Annotated in this window: 14 protein-coding genes; all 14 read left to right on the top strand. The window is 49.1% G+C overall.

The window, feature by feature from the left end:
• The first annotated feature begins 58 nt into the window (after nucleotides 1-58).
• Nucleotides 59-454: a Fe-S cluster assembly scaffold IscU gene (gene iscU, locus ACO0LD_RS27380; protein WP_186951509.1), complete on the top strand. Its 396-nt coding sequence runs from the start codon at nucleotides 59-61 to the stop codon at nucleotides 452-454.
• 68 nt (nucleotides 455-522) lie between these two features.
• On the top strand, nucleotides 523-846 hold the full coding sequence (gene iscA, locus ACO0LD_RS27375; protein WP_110253627.1) for an iron-sulfur cluster assembly protein IscA: 324 nt from the start codon (nucleotides 523-525) through the stop codon (nucleotides 844-846).
• 11 nt (nucleotides 847-857) lie between these two features.
• Nucleotides 858-1361 carry a Fe-S protein assembly co-chaperone HscB gene (gene hscB, locus ACO0LD_RS27370; protein WP_423011923.1) on the top strand — a complete coding sequence of 168 codons (504 nt, stop codon included), beginning with the start codon at nucleotides 858-860 and terminating at the stop codon, nucleotides 1359-1361.
• A gap of 73 nt (nucleotides 1362-1434) precedes the next feature.
• Entirely contained in the window at nucleotides 1435-3300 is a 1866-nt protein-coding gene (hscA, locus tag ACO0LD_RS27365; protein ID WP_423011921.1) for a Fe-S protein assembly chaperone HscA, read from the top strand.
• A 79-nt stretch (nucleotides 3301-3379) separates the two neighbouring features.
• Nucleotides 3380-3718 carry an ISC system 2Fe-2S type ferredoxin gene (fdx, locus tag ACO0LD_RS27360; protein WP_423011919.1) on the top strand — a complete coding sequence of 113 codons (339 nt, stop codon included), beginning with the start codon at nucleotides 3380-3382 and terminating at the stop codon, nucleotides 3716-3718.
• Nucleotides 3719-3788: 70 nt separating this feature from the next.
• Nucleotides 3789-3983, top strand: a complete 195-nt coding sequence (gene iscX / locus ACO0LD_RS27355; protein WP_423011917.1) for a Fe-S cluster assembly protein IscX — start codon at nucleotides 3789-3791, stop codon at nucleotides 3981-3983.
• Between the two features lie 269 nt (nucleotides 3984-4252).
• Nucleotides 4253-5866 (top strand): sensor histidine kinase, encoded by a 1614-nt coding sequence (locus ACO0LD_RS27350; RefSeq protein WP_423011915.1) that lies wholly within the window; start codon nucleotides 4253-4255, stop codon nucleotides 5864-5866.
• Nucleotides 5867-6018: 152 nt separating this feature from the next.
• Entirely contained in the window at nucleotides 6019-6813 is a 795-nt protein-coding gene (locus ACO0LD_RS27345; RefSeq protein WP_423011913.1) for a thymidylate synthase, read from the top strand.
• A 17-nt stretch (nucleotides 6814-6830) separates the two neighbouring features.
• On the top strand, nucleotides 6831-7313 hold the full coding sequence (locus tag ACO0LD_RS27340; RefSeq protein ID WP_423011911.1) for a dihydrofolate reductase: 483 nt from the start codon (nucleotides 6831-6833) through the stop codon (nucleotides 7311-7313).
• A 7-nt stretch (nucleotides 7314-7320) separates the two neighbouring features.
• Nucleotides 7321-7890: a DUF4337 domain-containing protein gene (locus ACO0LD_RS27335; protein WP_423011965.1), complete on the top strand. Its 570-nt coding sequence runs from the start codon at nucleotides 7321-7323 to the stop codon at nucleotides 7888-7890.
• Nucleotides 7891-7911: 21 nt separating this feature from the next.
• Complete coding sequence (locus tag ACO0LD_RS27330) at nucleotides 7912-8700, top strand: MipA/OmpV family protein (protein WP_423011909.1); 789 nt, start codon at nucleotides 7912-7914, stop codon at nucleotides 8698-8700.
• A 325-nt stretch (nucleotides 8701-9025) separates the two neighbouring features.
• Nucleotides 9026-11296, top strand: coding sequence for an Orn/Lys/Arg decarboxylase N-terminal domain-containing protein (locus ACO0LD_RS27325; RefSeq protein WP_423011907.1), 2271 nt, complete (start codon nucleotides 9026-9028; stop codon nucleotides 11294-11296).
• Between the two features lie 183 nt (nucleotides 11297-11479).
• Nucleotides 11480-12388, top strand: coding sequence for a flagellar brake protein (locus tag ACO0LD_RS27320; protein WP_423011905.1), 909 nt, complete (start codon nucleotides 11480-11482; stop codon nucleotides 12386-12388).
• Nucleotides 12389-12602: 214 nt separating this feature from the next.
• A complete protein-coding gene (locus ACO0LD_RS27315) occupies nucleotides 12603-15089 on the top strand; it encodes a DUF1800 family protein (RefSeq protein ID WP_423011903.1) in 2487 nt (828 codons plus the stop codon).
• The last annotated feature ends 11 nt before the right edge of the window (nucleotides 15090-15100 follow it).

Raw genomic sequence — 15100 nt, 5'->3', positions numbered from 1 at the left:
TGCGTATTTAAAAACGCATTTGAAACAAGGTATTTGAAGCATATTAAGGAGCATCAAAATGGCTTATTCTGAAAAAGTTTTAGATCACTACGAAAACCCACGCAATGTCGGCGCTTTTGAAAAAGGCGACGATACGGTAGGTACCGGCATGGTCGGCGCACCTGCTTGCGGCGACGTCATGAAATTACAAATCAAGGTCGGCGCTGATGGCGTCATCCAGGATGCAAAATTCAAGACTTATGGTTGCGGCTCTGCGATTGCCTCTTCTTCCCTGGTAACTGAATGGGTCAAGGGCAAGACACTGGATCAGGCTTTGGAAATCAAGAACACGGCAATTGCTGAAGAACTGGCATTGCCACCAGTCAAGATCCACTGCTCCATTCTGGCAGAAGATGCGATCAAGGCTGCTGTGCTGGATTACAAAAACAAGCACAGCGCTGAACAAAGCGCCTGAAATTAGTTTCAAGATTCGCTTCAAGAAAACCGGCAACAAAAGTTTAGTAGCAAAAAACTGGAATAAATATGGCTATCACACTCACAGAAAAAGCAGCAAAACATGTGACCCGTTATATGGAACGTCGCGGCAAAGGCATAGGCCTGCGCTTTGGGGTACGTACAACTGGCTGCTCGGGCATGGCTTACAAGCTTGAGTATGTGGATGAAGTCGGCAATGACGACCAGATTTTTGAATCACATGGCGTCAAGGTATTTGTTGATCCTAAGAGCTTGCCCTATATTGATGGCACCGAGCTGGATTTTGCCCGCGAAGGCCTGAACGAAGGCTTTAAATTCTACAACCCCAACGTCAAAGACGAATGTGGCTGTGGCGAAAGTTTCAGGATTTAAGGCTGGCGCAGATGCAGAATCATTTTGAGCTGTTTCAGTTGCCGCAGCAGTTTGCACTTGATCAGGGACAATTGGATGCAGCTTACCGCGAGGTGCAAAACCAGGTGCACCCGGACAAGTTCGTGCAAGCCAGCGAAGCTGAAAAACGTGTCGCCATGCAATGGGCAACCAGGGCCAATGAAGCTTATCAGACACTGAAAAAGCCGCTGAAACGCGCACGTTATCTTTGTGAATTGCAGGGTGTGGATTTACAGACAGAATCCAACACTTCCATGCCCGGCGCATTTTTAATGCAGCAGATGGAATGGCGCGAATCCTTTGATGACGCACGTCAGGATAATAACGAAGCTGCCTTGCTACGTCTGGAGCGCGAACTGAACAGCGCACTAAGAACGCAATTACATGCAGTTGGCAACTCGATAGACCTGGGTAACTTTGAAGAAGCTGCGCTGCAAATTCGTACCTGCATGTTTCTGGAAAAATTTATTGCCGACATCGCTGCGCTCGAAGAGTAATTTCGAATAACCCGGCAAATACGGCTATGCTGTTTTGCCCTTTTTTAGATGCTTAGCCATCCCCCATTTCATCATGGCATTACTGCAGATTTCCGAACCTGGCATGTCCACCGCTCCACACCAGCACAGGTTGGCAGTAGGCATAGATCTGGGCACTACCAATTCACTGGTTGCAACCGTACGCAATAGTATCCCTGAAGTATTGAATGATGAAGAAGGCCGCCCTCTGCTGCCTTCGGTAGTACGTTATCTGCCGAATGGTCATGCGCATATTGGCTTCAAGGCGCAGGCAGAGCAAACCAATGACCCCAGGAATACGATAGCCTCTGTCAAGCGCTTCATGGGCCGCGGTCTGAAAGACATCGCCTACGCTGAAAATTTACCTTACGATTTTCATGATGAACCCGGCATGGTACAGATCAAGACTGTGGCTGGCATCAAAAGCCCGGTAGAAGTATCGGCACAAATTCTGGCCACCCTGCGTCAACAGGCAGAAGATGCTCTTGGAGATGACCTGGTAGGCGCCGTGATTACCGTCCCGGCTTATTTTGATGATGCACAAAGACAGGCTACCAAAGACGCCGCCAAACTGGCTGGCCTGAATGTCTTGCGTTTGTTGAATGAACCTACCGCTGCGGCAATTGCTTATGGTCTGGACAATTCGTCAGAAGGCATCTATGCCGTCTATGATCTGGGTGGTGGTACGTTTGACATCTCCATCTTGAAAATGAGCAAGGGCGTATTTGAAGTCTTGTCTACCGGCGGCGACTCTGCCCTGGGCGGCGATGATTTTGATCACCGCCTGTTTTGCTGGATCTTGCAAGAATCCAAACTGGCACCTTTGTCTGATGAAGACACCAGCACCCTGATGGTGAAAGCGCGTGAAGCCAAAGAGATTTTGTCCAGCAAGCCCAGCACTTACATTGATGCAAAACTCAATTCTGGCGAATCCGTACATTTGCAGATCAGCGCGGCAGTATTTGCCGAAATGACGCAAAACCTGGTAACGAAAACTACCACACCTTGCCGCAAAGCCCTGCGCGATGCCAGCCTGACGGTAGATGATATCGACGGCGTGGTACTGGTTGGCGGTGCGACGCGCATGCCGCATGTACGCAAGGCTGTTGGCGATTTCTTTCAGACTACACCTTTGGCCAATATTGACCCTGACAAGGTAGTGGCACTCGGTGCCGCGATACAGGCCAATCTGCTGGCTGGTAATCGCGCCCCTGGTGATGACTGGTTGTTGCTGGATGTGATCCCGCTGTCGCTGGGTGTGGAAACCATGGGTGGACTGGCTGAAAAAGTCATCCCGCGCAACTCCACCATCCCCTGCGCGCGTGCGCAAGAGTTCACCACCTTCAAAGACGGGCAAACCGCCATGGCCATCCATGTCGTACAAGGCGAACGTGAACTGGTGAGTGAATGCCGCTCGCTGGCACGCTTTGAGCTGCGAGGCATTCCTGCCATGGCCGCTGGCGCTGCACGTATACGTATCACTTATCAGGTGGATGCAGATGGGCTACTGTCTGTCTCGGCGCGTGAACTGCGCTCTGGCGTAGAGGCAGCGATTACTGTCAAGCCATCCTATGGCCTGGCCGATGATGAAATCACGCGCATGCTGCAAGATTCTTTCACATCAGCAGATGCCGACATGCAAGAACGTGCATTGCGTGAAGAAGCGGTGGAAGCTGAACGCATTTTATTGGCGACCCAATCTGCCTTGAATGGCGACGCCCAATTGCTCAATGACGCAGAGCAAGAACAGATCAAAGCATTGATGGATCAGGTCGCCAAGCTGAAGGATGGTAAAGATCATCAGCTATTGCATGCAGCCATCAGCGCGCTCGCCGATGGCACAGAAGAATTTGCCGCCCGCCGCATGGACCAGAGCGTGCGCAGTGCACTGGCTGGAAAAAGACTGGATGAGATTGCCTGACCGGCATTGTCAGACACCACGTCAGACATCACTACAGGCAGCACCCATATATATTGAATAGCTAGATTACGAGAACAACATGCCACAAATTATTGTCTTGCCGCACCCTCAGCTTTGTCCAGAAGGAACCGTCATTGATGCACCGGAAGGCAAATCACTGTGCGAAGCCCTGGTTGAAAGCGATGTGGAAATCGAGCATGCCTGTGAAATGTCTTGCGCCTGCACCACTTGCCACGTAGTCGTGCGCGAAGGTTTTAATTCGTTGAATGGGTCTACTGATGATGAAGAAGACTTGCTGGATGCAGCCTGGGGACTGGAGGCAACTTCGCGCCTGTCTTGCCAGGTCAAACTGGGCAAGCAGGACATCACCATAGAAATCCCTAAATACACCATCAACCACGCGCGCGAAAATCATTAACTCCCGTTTTTCACGCCTTTGTGATTAGCTATGTGCAATCGCAATAGCATCAATAGAAAGTGGGCTCGACATGAAATGGACCGACACCTTCAGAATCGCCGAAGCACTTTGCGACAAATTTCCAGACGTTGACCCACTGACGGTACGTTTTACTGACCTGCATAACTGGATCGTCGATCTGGAAGAGTTCGATGACGATCACTCACGCGGTGGCGAAAAAATACTGGAAGCCATACAAATGGCCTGGATAGAGGAAACCAAGTAATTCCACGTACTTTCTCTTTGCCGAAATACACTCGTGAAATAAACGTCTCAACAACAATTTGTCCGTTTTTGGACATTTGAACACACAGAGTGAACACTCAAGAATCATAACTTGCTGAAACGCAAAAAACCTTTTAGTATTTTAGAATTGTTTGTGCGATCATCAAGCGTAATTATCCATGTCTGATCTGTAAATGAATGTCTGGTGAGAAAATGCATTCTGCACCGCCTGACTATACCCTCCGGGAAGTGTTGCACAAGGACCTCGCAATGCAGTTTCGACATCTTTTATCTGCGATACGCAGCCGAATCACGCTAAGGTTGGCGATTATTCTGGCTGTTGTATTCGGATTAACCGTCCCCGCTGCCATCCTCATCCCTTATCACCTGCATACAATAGAAACTGCAGCTCAGCTCAGGAACGCAGAAGATCATAATCGCCTGGTAGAAATCCTTTCTGTCATCTTGAGCGAACCTTTGTGGCAAATCACGCCCGAGATTGCCAACATCTCCAGCGAAGTAGTGTATTCCGACCCCAGGGTAGCCACTATAGAAGTCATCACCCTGCCCGACCGCAAGGAATTCATCAAGAACGACACCAGGAAAAAGACCCAGAAAGGGCCATTCACCAGCATGGTCAGGGAGATCAAGCATGGTGGACAGGTAATTGGCCAGGTCAGACTGACATTGGCAGAAGATTTGCTGCAAGAAAGCCTCGCATCTGATTTCCGGCGTTATGTCACTACAGCTGTACTTTCACTGATACTGGCCATCCTGTTCATTCTTGTGGTATTGCAATGGCGCCTGGTGCAGCCAGTCAGGATACTCATGGGTGAATCTGACCGGCTGGCAAATGGTGAACTGAATGACCCTATTGCCTTGAACCGTGAAGATGAACTGGGCCATCTGGCAACCAGTCTGGAAGCCACCCGACAAGCTTTGCAAAGGTCGTTTGGCGAGCTGGAAATCAAGAATCAACAATTGCTTGAATACTCAGGCACTTTGGAATCCAAGGTGCGTCAACGTACGCAAGAACTGGAAACCGTGAACCAAAATCTGGAAGCAGCCCTGAATAACGTGAATTCTGCGCAGGCAGAACTGGCAAGGGTAGAACGCATGGCTGCATTGGGTTCCATGGTGGCAGGTGTGGCGCATGAGTTGAATACTCCGCTGGGCAATTGTCTGCTGGTTGCCAGCACCCTGGAAGAAGAAACCCGCAATCTGGTCAGGATGGTCGAAGAAGGCAAGATGAAACGTTCTGACCTGACACGCTATGCAACCACGGCTGTAGACTCCACCAAGCTGTTATTGCGCGGTCTGCAGCAATCTGCCCATCTGGTTGGCGACTTCAAACAAGTGGCCGTTGATCAATCCAGTGCCCAGCGTCGGCAATTTGCCTTGCTGGTCATGCTGCAGGAGCTCACGGCCCTGCTGCATTCAAGCTTGCGTAAAACCCCGTTCACGCTGGAACTTGATATCCCTGGCGAGATACAGCTAGACAGCTACCCGGGTTTATTGGGCCAGGTTTTTACCAACCTGGTCAATAATGCAGTGGCTCATGGACTGGAAGGACGTGAAGAGGGTCATATGCGTTGCACAGCCACACAACTGGGTGAGCATGTCATCATCATTTTTGACGACAACGGCAAAGGTATTTCGGCAGAGATTATCAACAGGATATTCGAACCCTTCTTTACCACCAAATTTGGCCAGGGTGGTAGCGGTCTGGGTCTGAGTATTACTTTCAATATTATTACCAATGTACTCGGTGGCAGTATTCATGCAAGCAGTGTGGTTGGTCAGGGGACCCGGTTTGAGATCAAACTGCCACTGGTGGCGCCAGGTGAGCCTGAATCCAGCAATCCCCTGCTGAGCAAACGCTAAACCGACAAGCTGCTCCGCAAAAGTCTGGCTTAGGCGCACACTGGGCCAGACTACTCAGACTACTTACAATCCAATCAAGTGTTTTCTCTTGCCCTAAGGTATACTATTGCCTGGACAAGTTATCAATTCAAGATAGCAATTTATTAAGCACCATGCACCAATACCTTAACTTCATGCGCCATGTGAAAGAACACGGCACTCAAAAAACCGACAGAACCGGCACTGGCACAGTGTCTGTCTTTGGTTATCAGATGCGCTTTGACTTGAGCAAGGGCTTCCCACTGGTCACGACCAAGAAGCTGCACCTCAAGTCCATCGTCCATGAACTCATCTGGTTTTTGGCTGGCTCCACCAATATCAAATACCTGACGGACAATGGTGTCTCGATCTGGAATGAATGGGCCGATGCAAATGGCAATCTTGGCCCGGTCTACGGTTCGCAATGGCGCAACTGGCCTACACCAACAGGCGAACACATAGACCAGATCAAGCAAGTCATAGAACAGATACGCAATAATCCTGACTCACGCAGGCTCATCGTCTCTGCCTGGAATGTCGCTGACATTCCACAGATGAAACTGCCGCCCTGCCATATGATGTTCCAGTTCTATGTCGCTGATGGCAAGCTGTCCTGTCAGTTATATCAGCGCAGTGCCGATATCTTTTTGGGTGTGCCCTTCAATATTGCTTCATATGCCTTGCTGACTCATATGGTAGCGCAGCAGACTGGTCTGGAAGTTGGTGATTTTATATGGACTGGTGGTGACTGCCACTTGTATTCCAATCACATGGACCAAGTTACCGAACAGTTATCACGTAATACTTTGCCACTGGGTCAATTAGTCATCAAGCGCAAACCTGAGTCCATCTTTGATTATCAATTTGATGATTTTGAGTTTGCCAATTACCAATTCCATCCCGCGATCAAAGCGCCTGTTGCAGTTTAAGCCCTGGATTCATGAGCATGTCATCTTTAAGTATTATTGTTGCAACTGATTCCAAGCTGGGTATAGGCGTGGACAATAAATTGCCCTGGCGTTTGCCAGAGGATCTTGCCCATTTCAAACGCACTACCAGCGGTCACGCCATTATCATGGGCAGGAAGACTTTTGAGTCCATAGGCCGTCCATTGCCAAACAGACGCAATATTGTAGTCACACGCAATCATGAATGGCAGCATGCTGGAGTTGAAGCTGTTGCATCGCTGGACGCTGCAAGGGATTTATTGAACGAAGAATTGGCTTTCATTATCGGCGGTGCCGAGATTTACCAGCAAAGCATGGATCTGGCCAACGAACTGATCGTGACTGAGATACAACAGGAATTTGCATGTGATACTTTTTTCCCCATGATCAATCCGCTACTATGGAAAGAGACGGGAAGAGAAAAACATTACTCCGAAGCAAATAATTTACACTTCGCATTTGTCACTTACAAAAAGATTTAGGATTACTATGTCAGGACACGGTTTTCACGTACACGGACCACATGACCATGAGTTGGAACATGCGGCCCACGGCAATGATGATTTCGCCAGCAGAATCGCAGTAATGACTGCCATTATGGCAACAGTAGGCGCACTGTTTGGATATGAGGGTGGTGCAACGCAAAACGATGCTGCCATGCATAAGAATGATTCCGCCATCAAAAAAACAGAAGCATCGAACCAATGGAATTTTTATCAGTCGAAGTCCAACAAGCAAAACCTGGCAGAATTGGCAATGGTTATCCCCGGCGCTGATGCAACGAAATACAAATCAGAAGTTGAACGCTATAAGCTAGAAAAAGAAGAAATCAAGAAAAAAGCAGAGGCATTGGAAAAAGAAAGTCTGGAGTGGGAAGAGAAGTCTAAAGAAGCATTGCATCAACACCATCGCTGGGCTCAGGCCATGACAGCTGTGCAAATCGCCATTTCCCTGGCAGCAATTACTTTGCTGACCAAGAAAAAATGGTTGCAATATGCATCATATGGCGTAGCTGGAGTTGGTGTTGTACTGGCTGTACTTGCCTGGTTCCACAAATAGTATAAGAGTGAAAGAAAAATAATGAAAAAAATACTGGGTATCACATTATTGGCGATGGCCTGCTCAGCGGGAGCGCAGACCGCGCAATTTGTGCAACTGGTTCCCACTAGCTATTTACCCAAGGATGTGAATTTTTCCCTTGGCGCAGCAGCACTTAGCTTGCCGAAATACACAGGCTCTGATGAGCGTCGCCTGGCGGCCTACCCTATGTTCGACGCACAATGGAAGAATGGTGCATTCTTTAGTGCAGTGAACGGTTTAGGCTATAATTTTTCCAAAGATGCCAGCATCCAGTATGGCCTGCGTATGTCGCTGGAAGCTGCTCGTGATGAGTCACGCTCAGGGAAACTTCGCGGCTTGGGTGACGTTAACACCTCAATTGAGCCAGGCGCTTTCCTGAATTACAACATAGACCAGAATTTCTCCCTGGCATCGTCTGTACGTTATGGTTCTGGGCTGGATCACAATGGCGTACAAGTCAGTTTTGGCGCCCGCGCAACTACCTTGCTGAGCCCACAACACAGGCTGTCTGCCAGTATCGGTGCCAACTGGGTTAATTCTGCCTATATGCAGTCTTACTTCGGCGTGACGGCTGCACAATCTGTCTCCAGCGGTTATGCACAGTACACCCCCTCCTCCGGCATTGCTGATATCAAACTTGGTGCCAGCTGGCATTGGAATATTGATAACAACTGGTCACTGACTACCGGTGCATCCGTTAGCCGTCTGAATGGCGATGCTGGAAGAAGTCCATTTGTGTTCCAGAAAAATCCCGTCACCATCTTTTCTGCAGCAAGTTATCGCTTCTGACGTCTGTTATTGCAATACTTGCCTGGACAAAAGAGTGCTTGCAAAAGTACTCTTTTTACTTTTACGCATAGCCAAGTACGCAAATCAAGGGTGATTAATTAAATAAAATTCATTTTGAGCCACGTTTGGCGATGCAAGATACGGTGCTATTCCTGATTTGATGACAATCAGATGAAATTTTGCTTTTCATGGCTAAAAACTGAGTTTTTTTAACATCAGCCCCCACATATCTGAGAGAATTCGCTTCTTTGAATTTTCGGCGCGCAAGCGGTTGATTTAACTTGCCCAGGCGTCTCCCTTGTAACAAGCTTTTTTGGAGACCTCCATGAAATTCCGCTTCCCCATCGTCATCATCGACGAAGACTTCCGTTCTGAAAACACCTCTGGCCTTGGCATACGCGCACTCGCAGACGCCATAGAAACCGAAGGCATGGAAGTATTGGGTGTGACCAGCTATGGTGACTTATCCCAGTTTGCCCAACAACAATCGCGCGCTTCTGCCTTCATCCTGTCTATCGATGATGAAGAGTTCGGCGACGGCACTGATGAAGAGACAGATTATGCACTGAAGTCTCTGCGTGCCTTCGTTGAAGAAATTCGCTACAAGAATGCGGACATCCCGATTTACCTGTACGGCGAAACCCGTACTTCACGCCATATCCCGAATGACATCCTGCGCGAATTGCATGGCTTCATTCATATGTTTGAAGACACGCCAGAATTCGTGGCCCGCCATATCATCCGTGAAGCACGCTCTTATCTCGATGGCCTGGCTCCACCGTTCTTCCGCGCTCTGGTGCATTATGCCAATGATGGCTCTTACTCCTGGCATTGCCCTGGTCACTCGGGCGGCGTAGCCTTCCTGAAGTCACCTATAGGCCAGATGTTCCACCAGTTCTTTGGTGAAAACATGTTGCGTGCCGACGTTTGTAATGCGGTAGAAGAACTGGGGCAACTGCTGGATCATACCGGCCCGGTTGCCGCGTCCGAGCGCAATGCGGCTCGCATTTTCAATGCAGATCATTGCTACTTCGTGACGAACGGCACCTCGACTTCCAACAAGATGGTCTGGCATTCCACGGTTGCACCTGGCGATATCGTCGTGGTCGATCGTAACTGCCATAAATCCATTTTGCATTCCATCATCATGTGTGGTGCGATACCGGTTTTCCTGATGCCTACGCGGAATCACCTTGGCATTATCGGCCCTATCCCGCTGGAAGAATTCAGCATGGAAAGCATACAGAAGAAGATAGAAGCCAATCCTTTTGCACGCGAAGCCAAGAACAAAAAACCGCGCATCCTCACCATCACGCAATCAACATACGATGGCGTGCTGTACAACGTCGAAGTATTGAAAGACTTGCTGGATGGCGAAATCGACACCCTGCACTTTGACGAAGCCTGGTTGCCGCACGCGACCTTCCATGACTTTTATAAAGACATGCATGCCATCGGCAAAGACAGACCACGTGCCAAGAAATCGATGATCTTCTCGACGCAGTCTACGCACAAACTGCTGGCGGGTATTTCGCAGGCATCACAAATTCTGGTGCGTGAATCCGAGACGCGCAAACTGGATCGCGACAGCTTCAATGAAGCCTATCTGATGCATACCTCGACTTCGCCTCAATATTCGATCATTGCCTCTTGCGATATCGCAGCAGCCATGATGGAAGCACCAGGCGGCACAGCACTGGTAGAAGAATCCATCCTCGAAGCCCTGGACTTCCGCCGCGCCATGCGCAAGGTAGATCAGGAATGGGGCAAGGACTGGTGGTTCCAGGTCTGGGGTCCAGAAGAATTCTCTGCCGATGGCATAGGTTCACGCGAAGACTGGATGATACGCGCCGAAGATGACTGGCATGGCTTTGGCAAACTGGCACCAGGCTTCAATATGCTGGACCCGATCAAGGCCACCATCGTGACACCAGGCTTGTCGCTGGAAGGCAAATTTGGCGAAACTGGCATCCCCGCTTCTATCGTGACCAAATACCTGGCCGAGCATGGCGTTATTGTCGAGAAGTGCGGTCTGTACTCGTTCTTCATCATGTTCACCATCGGCATCACCAAAGGCCGCTGGAATACCTTGCTGACTGCCTTGCAACAATTCAAGGACGACTATGACAAGAACCAGCCTATGTGGCGCATCTTGCCAGAGTTTGCTGCTGCAAACCCTCGCTATGAAGGCGTAGGTCTGAAGGACCTTTGCCAGGGCATACATGAAGCCTACAAAGGCCATGATGTGGCACGCCTGACGACGGAGATGTATTTGTCTGACATGCAGCCAGCCATGAAACCGTCTGATGCTTTTGCCATGATGGCACACCGCGAAACCGAGAGGGTATCGATTGATGAGCTCGAAGGCCGCGTCACTGCGATTTTGCTGACACCATATCCACCGGGTATTCCACTGCTGATCCCTGGCGAACGCTTCAACCGTACTATTGTTGATTACTTGCGCTTCGTCCGTGACTTCAATGAAAGATTCCCCGGTTTTGAAACTGATTGCCATGGCCTGGTCAAAGCAGAAGTAGATGGCAAACGCGGTTATTTTGTTGATTGCGTCAACTCCACAGCAGAAAGCGGCAAATAAGGCAACAATCGACAAGGCTTGGCAAGTCACACTGAGCCTTGATTTTTTTCAGCCTGACAGAGCACTTATTGCCATTCACTGGCAATAAGTGCTTTTTATTATACAAACACACAACAAGTCGCTTAATTTGCTCCAATTTTCGATATACAATCAGATCGACAATTAAGATTATGGATACGGGAAATGGGTGGTGCAACAGGACTAATGCCGATCAAGCATGCTGAAATCAGCGTAGGTCAAACTGCGCCCTGGCCCATCTATGATGAGCAGGGCCACTTGCTGATGGCGTCCGGCGTCAGAATAGAAAGCCAGAACCAGCTGGAAGGCTTGCTTGCACATGGTTATTGCAATCCCGATGCAATGTGGGACACCATACCATCAAAACTCACACCGATTTCCAAGCCAGCGCAAGCGGCAAGCCCAGCTGTGCAAGACGCACCCAAAGATATATTGATGGAATTGGACAGCGTGCGCTGGAATGTGGGCGAAATCCTGTATCTGCAAGTCCATGACCATACTGCTGTGCGCTACACGGTCAAGCTGATCGGCTTTGTCAAAAATATGTCCATCATGGTAACGGCACCTACCATAGATGGCAAAGCAGTCATTATTCGTGATGGGCAAACCTTTATCGTACGTGCATTCCCAGGCAAAAAAGCGTATGCATTTACAGCATCCGCCATCAAATCTGTCTATTCACCCCACTCTTACCTGCATATTTCTTACCCCAAGCAAGTTCGCTGCACCACCATACGCCAGGGCTCACGCGCAAACGTGAAAATCATTGCGTCCGTCACCATTGGCGACCCGGAGCAAACCGCCGCGGCCACACTGGGCGATTTGAGTATGGGCGGCGCTTCTGGTGTAATGAAAAAAGCAGTGGGAAAAAAAGGCGATGTAGGCATCATAAAATTCAAGGTCAGCGCAGCAGGAAATGATGAGTACCTGACTTTGAATGTCATCTTGCGCTCACAGGCCCCAACAGAAAATGGCCTGGAATACCGACACGGTTTTGAATTCGTCGATGTCTCGGCACAATCCAAGCTAATACTGTCCGCCTTTGTTCACCAGACTCTGGCCGAGATGGATTAATCCAGCGAGTCAAATAAACTTTTAATATCTTAGTGCTGGCCTGGGCTTGCAAAACCGACATAGAAATAGCTACCGCATTACATTTGCTTACCATTATTGGTGGTTTATGTGATGCCTAACTGTTTGTTACACTTTATGGTATGTGGCCGTATGTGCTTGGTTTAGAATTGCCTACCAGAATGTAAAATCTGAGTATGGACAATTAGGAGTCACCATGCCAATCATCAAGCTACCCGCAATCAGGCAATGCTTGCTTGTTTTATCTGTTTTCTTACTGAGTTCCTGTGGTGGCGATCAAAAAACCAGCTCAACAACTGGCGAACCTGCAGCAGCCCCCCCGACGGTATTAGAACGACTGTTTGCGCCCGCACCCGTAGTGACCAGCACGACTATCAGCTTTGGCGGTAATCGTTCAAGTTACACCATTACGCCAACCAGTTTTGGCTACTCGGTCAAAGACAATATTGGCACCGATGGTACAACCAGTGTTGACGCCAGCATTCAGCAACTGATCTTTAAAGATGTCTCAGTCAATCTGCAGATCGCCAGTCTGTCGACCAGCATTGCCGCCAACGATTTGAACAACATCATTGAGTTGTATATTGCCTATTTCAACCGCGTTCCTGATGCCAATGGCCTGGCTTACTGGATTACCCAATTCAAAAATGGCGCAACGATAGAACAGATTGGCAACTCCTTTTATGTCGCAGCCATACAAGATGCGGCATTGACAGGTTATTCACCAAACGCCACCAATGTTGATTTCGTTACCAATGTTTATCGCAATGTATTGAGTCGTTCGCCGCCGGATAAGGCTGGTCTGGATTACTGGGTAAATAGTCTGGCCAATGGCACGGTAACGCGTGGCATAGTGGTGCGTTCGATGCTGATCGCCGCCCATGGTTATGCAGGTGATGCAGTCAATGGCTGGGTAAGCAGCCTGCTCGACAATAAAACCAATGTTGCCAAGAATTTTGCGATACAACAGGGGTTTACTTATCTTCGTACAGAAGATTCCATCACCAAGGGAATGGCGCTGGCTTCAACAGTCACACCTACAGATTCCAGTATTGCCAATGGCATGATACAAGCCCTGGTCGGTTTTCAATCCACCAATAGCAATGCACCTACTCCAGCGCAGGCATCACGCTTTTTGGCACAAGCCAGCTTTGGCGCCAACACCACAGAGATCAATAGCCTGACCGGCAGCAGCTATAGCGCCTGGATAGACAAACAGCTGGCCATGCCACAAAAATTGCATCGCAGTTATATGGATGCACAAGCCGCCGGCTTCATCAATGGTTTGAGTGATTTAAGCCAAAATAACTTCTTTGAATCATTTTGGCAGCAAGCGATCAAAGGGGATGACCAGTTAAGGCAGCGCGTCACCTTTGCGCTTTCGCAAATACTTGTGGTGTCCTTCCAGGATAGTAATGTTGCCAACTACCCGCGTGGTGTTGCTAGTTATTACGATACCCTTGGGGCCAATGCCTTTGGCAATTTCCGCAATTTACTGGAATCTGTCAGCCTGCATCCCATGATGGGCAACTACCTGACGTCCTTGCGGAATCAAAAAGAATCGGGCACTCAGGTTCCTGATGAAAATTATGCCCGTGAAGTCATGCAACTCTTCACCATAGGCCTGTATCAGTTGAATCAGGACGGTACTTATGTCCTGAGCGGTGGAAAACCAGTTGAAACCTATTCCAGTACGGATATCCAAGGTCTGGCCAAGGTATTCACCGGATGGAGCTGGGCAGGCCCGGACAAGAGTGACAATCGCTTTTTTGGCGGCAATCCTGATGCTAACCGCGACTGGCTGCCTATGCAAAGCTATCCCAAATACCACTCTGTCTCTGCCAAGACCTTTCTGGGTGTGACTATTCCAGCACAATCACCAGCCAACCCGGAAGCCAGTTTAAAAACTGCTTTGGATACCCTGTTCAATCACCCCAATGTTGGCCCCTTCATAGGCAAGCAATTGATACAGCGTCTGGTGACAAGCAATCCTAGTCCTCAGTATATTTCCAGGGTTGCTGCTGCCTTCAACAACAATGGTTCAGGTGTCAGGGGCGATATGCGTGCAGTCATCAAGGCAATTTTGCTGGATAACGAAGCCCGCAATGATACAACCCTGACATTCGCCAATACTGGCAAACTCAGGGAACCCGTATTGCGACTGGCGAACTGGATGCGGGCATTTAATGTGAACTCGACTTCCGGTCGCTTCCTGATAACCAGCATGGATGATCCTTTAAGCGGCTTATCAGAAACGCCTATGCGTTCACCTACGGTATTCAACTTCTACCGTCCAGGTTATGTACCACCAAATTCTGGCATCGCCAATGCGGGTCTGGTATCGCCGGAAATGCAAATTACGGGTGAAACTTCGGTCGTCGGTTATCTGAACTTCATGCGTGATGTTATTCCGAACGGCACAGGCTCATCGCGTGATGTTAAAGCGGATTACAGCAGTCTGATCACTTTAGCCGCAACACCTGATCAATTAGTTGATCAGCTGAATTTGACACTCATGTCGAATCAGATGAGCAGCGATTTACGCAGCCAGATTTTGACAGCGGCAAATTCGGTCACCATACCGACCAACAACACAGCCAATGCAGATACAGCGAAAAAGAATCGTGTCTACCTGTCAATTTTCCTGACTATGGCTTCACCTGAATATCTGGTCCAAAAATGAACGGGATCCAT

It is taken from the genome of Undibacterium sp. Ji83W (assembly GCF_049340385.1).
Taxonomy (GTDB): domain Bacteria; phylum Pseudomonadota; class Gammaproteobacteria; order Burkholderiales; family Burkholderiaceae_D; genus Undibacterium.
Note: the sequence above shows the minus strand (reverse complement) of the source record. Positions and strands in the feature narration are given on the sequence as shown.

What these genes read in the sequence shown, in the direction of transcription:
- ACO0LD_RS27325 (WP_423011907.1), top strand. Translation starts at nt 9,026, where the DNA reads ATGAAATTCCGCTTCCCCATCGTCATCATCGACGAAGACTTCCGTTCT.
- ACO0LD_RS27330 (WP_423011909.1), top strand. Translation starts at nt 7,912, where the DNA reads ATGAAAAAAATACTGGGTATCACATTATTGGCGATGGCCTGCTCAGCG.
- iscU (WP_186951509.1), top strand. Translation starts at nt 59, where the DNA reads ATGGCTTATTCTGAAAAAGTTTTAGATCACTACGAAAACCCACGCAAT.
- ACO0LD_RS27335 (WP_423011965.1), top strand. Translation starts at nt 7,321, where the DNA reads ATGTCAGGACACGGTTTTCACGTACACGGACCACATGACCATGAGTTG.
- iscA (WP_110253627.1), top strand. Translation starts at nt 523, where the DNA reads ATGGCTATCACACTCACAGAAAAAGCAGCAAAACATGTGACCCGTTAT.
- ACO0LD_RS27345 (WP_423011913.1), top strand. Translation starts at nt 6,019, where the DNA reads ATGCACCAATACCTTAACTTCATGCGCCATGTGAAAGAACACGGCACT.
- iscX (WP_423011917.1), top strand. Translation starts at nt 3,789, where the DNA reads ATGAAATGGACCGACACCTTCAGAATCGCCGAAGCACTTTGCGACAAA.
- hscA (WP_423011921.1), top strand. Translation starts at nt 1,435, where the DNA reads ATGGCATTACTGCAGATTTCCGAACCTGGCATGTCCACCGCTCCACAC.
- ACO0LD_RS27320 (WP_423011905.1), top strand. Translation starts at nt 11,480, where the DNA reads ATGGGTGGTGCAACAGGACTAATGCCGATCAAGCATGCTGAAATCAGC.
- ACO0LD_RS27350 (WP_423011915.1), top strand. Translation starts at nt 4,253, where the DNA reads ATGCAGTTTCGACATCTTTTATCTGCGATACGCAGCCGAATCACGCTA.
- ACO0LD_RS27340 (WP_423011911.1), top strand. Translation starts at nt 6,831, where the DNA reads ATGTCATCTTTAAGTATTATTGTTGCAACTGATTCCAAGCTGGGTATA.
- hscB (WP_423011923.1), top strand. Translation starts at nt 858, where the DNA reads ATGCAGAATCATTTTGAGCTGTTTCAGTTGCCGCAGCAGTTTGCACTT.
- ACO0LD_RS27315 (WP_423011903.1), top strand. Translation starts at nt 12,603, where the DNA reads ATGCCAATCATCAAGCTACCCGCAATCAGGCAATGCTTGCTTGTTTTA.
- fdx (WP_423011919.1), top strand. Translation starts at nt 3,380, where the DNA reads ATGCCACAAATTATTGTCTTGCCGCACCCTCAGCTTTGTCCAGAAGGA.